The following is a 3,055-nucleotide window of genomic DNA, read 5'->3' as shown; positions in this document are numbered from 1 at the left end:
GCTCCCTTACTTATTCTGCTCTCGGTGGATTTTATCTTTATGTTTCATCCCTAATACGGATGCCCCTAAATCCCGCGCTTTGATGGTCTTTATGATAAAGAAACACTTGAAAGCCTGAGGAGTATGGCCGCACATTATTATTGAATGTTGGCAGTCCCCATATCAACCAGTCCATAACTAAGTCATGCCGGCTACGAGCGAGGTCGCTAGTGTCCGAAGCGAGAAACCGCCGGCGCATTCTCACTATCACCAGCAGTCACTCAGCTCATACTATTCAGTCGAAAAGATGGCGGTCTTACCAGCTTTAACGCAATTCCTTCGCTATCGCGCTAAACATCAGCGAGGCCTCCAGCGGTTGTGCGCTGAAAGACGGCTCCGCCTGCGGCCAGGTGGACCACTGGACAATCACCAGATTCTCCGCCTGATTGACCATAATCATCTGGCCGAAGATCCCCAGCGCCCACAGGGAATGTTTGAGGGAAGCCTGCGGGGCGGGTTCCACATTGGCCGCATTCACCGGCACTGCGTTGTTCCACCATTGGAAGCCGTAAATGCCGTTAGGGTGCGCCGCCGACACCGAGCCTGCCGCCCGCGTCCAGTTGGATGACTGGGCTACCCAATCGGCCGGCAAGATCTGTTTGCCGTTCGGCAGCTTCCCGTTATGCAGAATGAATTCGCCGAAGCGCCCCCAGTCTTCCAGCGTGGCGTTAAAGCCGTGCGCGCCTACGTCGTGCTGACCTTTGGCGTAGGCATGCCACACGCCGTCGTTCGCCATGCCGTATGGCTGCCAGATGTTTTGCTCCAGATAGGCAGCCAGCGGCTTGCCGGTGGCACGCTCCAGCACGTCGCCCAGCAGCCACGCGCCGCCGGAGGAGTAAGACCATTTCTGCCCGGCCGGATGCGCACGCTGCAAACCGGCTACCAGCTTGCGTACGCAGGCGTAGGTGCCGGGCCTGGCTTCACACTCGGTCAGCTGCGCGAAGTCCGATTTCGGGTTGGTGTAATCCTCATTCCACGCCACGCCGGAGGTATGGGTGATCAGCTGCCTGAGGGTCACGCCGTCCCACGCGGTGCCTTTCAGATCGGGTTCGTATTGCGTGATGAGATCGTCGAGCGAGCGGATCTTGCCCTGTTTAATCGCCACGCCCACCAGCGTGGCGACCACGGATTTGCCCACGGAGCGCGATGTCCACAGGGTAGCGTCGGTATTGCCCTCCCCCAGATATTTCCAGGCGATTTTGCCGTCTTTCAATACCAGCATGCCGCTGACGTTCTGGCGCTGCAGGTAATCCTGCAGGTGGTAGGTTTTGCCATTCACCCGATAGCTGGCATCGGTTAGCGGTTTAGCGGCAGCCACCAGCGGTGTGGCATTACCGTGATGAAATACATCCCCCGCATAGTTGCGGTAGTCGTTACGAAAACCGATCACCCGGTCGCTCTGGCTCCAGGTGAGCATCTTGTGCGTGTCCGGCAATTGCGCATCGAAAGGCGCCGGACAGGCGCTGAGTTCGGTGCCCGCACAGGCGGCCAGCGCAACGGGCGCCAACAGGCCGCTGCAGAGACTGATGACAACGCCCGCCAGCAGGCTGCGGTTAAACACTTTGCTTTTCATATTTTTTCTCGCTTAGCTCAGGAAGGCGTTCAGCTTAAAAAAACGCGGCCTATAATAAAAAACGCCTGATGGGGGAAAATCCCCCGCAAAATCGACGGGAGAACCGCGTGCCGAGCCTTATTTATTCCTTTGCCCAACTGGAAGCCTTCACCGCCGTGGCCGAGCACGGCAGCCTGGCGAAAGCCGCGCTCAAACTGGGCAAAGACCGCACGACGCTGCGCGATTTGATTGATTTTCTCGAGGATGGCTTGGGCTATGCGCTGTTCCTGCGCGAGGGGCGCAGCCTGCACCTGACGCCGGAGGGCGAACAGCTGCAACGCCAGGCGCACCTGCTGATGCGGCAGGTGAAAGCGTTTGAGGCGTTTGCCAAAGACGTACCGAAGAGCGCGGCGCAGGAAATCTCGCTGGTCTACGATCCCTTTACACCCCGCGCGTTGCTGCAGGCGCTGATTGCCGCCATGGTCCAACGCAACACGCGCCTGAGCCTGATTAATGCCTCGCGCGACGAAGCAGAAAGCCTGCTGGCAAGCGGCCAGGCCGATCTGGGCATCTGCCAGGCACGCCATCGCAGCGTGGGCGACGCCATGGAGTGGCGCGCCTTAGGAGCGATAGAGATGGATTTTTACGCGTCTAAAGCGCTTTTCCCCGGCGCGGAACAGCCGCTCTCGCTGCTGGAGCTCTCGCTCACGCCGCAGGTGATCATGCACCCGGATTCTGACGAACCGGTGGCGCGCCGCCTGCAAATTTCCGGGCACACCATTTTCACCAACGAACTGGAGATGCTGCGCGCCCTGCTCGAACAGGGCTGCGGCTGGGGATTCCTGCCAACGCATATGCACGCCGAACAGTGGAAAAACGTCAACACGCTGAGCACCGAAGTGGGCAGCCAGGGGATCAGCCAAACCATGGTGACCATCTGGAAGCCGGGTAACGACCGGCGGGCGCTGATTGATGAGACGCTGGGATTGTTGCCGGGGTTGTGGGGGGAAAACGGCGGAACGATTTTGCTGAAAAATCAGGCTGACTGAGTAATGTTTTCACCGGTAGTTATTCGCTCCTTCAACTAATTATCTATAGTCCAATTGGTATATAGAAAGGCTGTTAATTCATGCAATTGGAACACTATTGGTTAAAAATTATGTGCATAGAAAATGGCGCTCTACAGATGGTCATCCTGGAAGATGTTAGCACTGGATTACCGCTTTGTAGTCCGATATTAATAGAAAGGCTGAGAGATAAGGGTATGCTGTAATCGGTGCATAATAGCATACCAATTTTTTGTGTAACTCCAGCTTTTCAGTGAATCCGTAGACTATCTGTTTGTTATGTCGATAAGTGAGAAGAGGAAGTTATACGTACCCTGCGAATCCATAAGCGGCTTAGATATTTATGGGGACGGTGATAATGCACACCTAATTAGAACTTATGTAAGTGATAACGGTT

2 protein-coding genes are annotated in these 3,055 nt (G+C 56.2%); one reads left to right on the top strand and one right to left on the bottom strand.

Annotated features, from left to right (window positions below; translation table 11 throughout):
- Positions 1-304 precede the first annotated feature (304 nt).
- Positions 305-1,612 carry a serine hydrolase domain-containing protein gene (locus ACJ8IN_RS24585; RefSeq protein ID WP_440493285.1) on the bottom strand — a complete coding sequence of 436 codons (1,308 nt, stop codon included), beginning with the start codon at positions 1,610-1,612 and terminating at the stop codon, positions 305-307.
- 107 nt (positions 1,613-1,719) lie between these two features.
- On the opposite strand from ACJ8IN_RS24585, the gene ACJ8IN_RS24580 reads away from it, so the two are divergent.
- Positions 1,720-2,640 (top strand): LysR family transcriptional regulator, encoded by a 921-nt coding sequence (locus tag ACJ8IN_RS24580; RefSeq protein WP_060422599.1) that lies wholly within the window; start codon positions 1,720-1,722, stop codon positions 2,638-2,640.
- Positions 2,641-3,055: the final 415 nt, after the last annotated feature.

This window comes from Serratia sp. CY31944, assembly GCF_052169175.1.
GTDB lineage: Bacteria > Pseudomonadota > Gammaproteobacteria > Enterobacterales > Enterobacteriaceae > Serratia > Serratia sarumanii.
The sequence above is the reverse complement of the archived record's forward strand: the minus strand, read 5'-3'. Positions and strand labels throughout refer to the sequence as shown.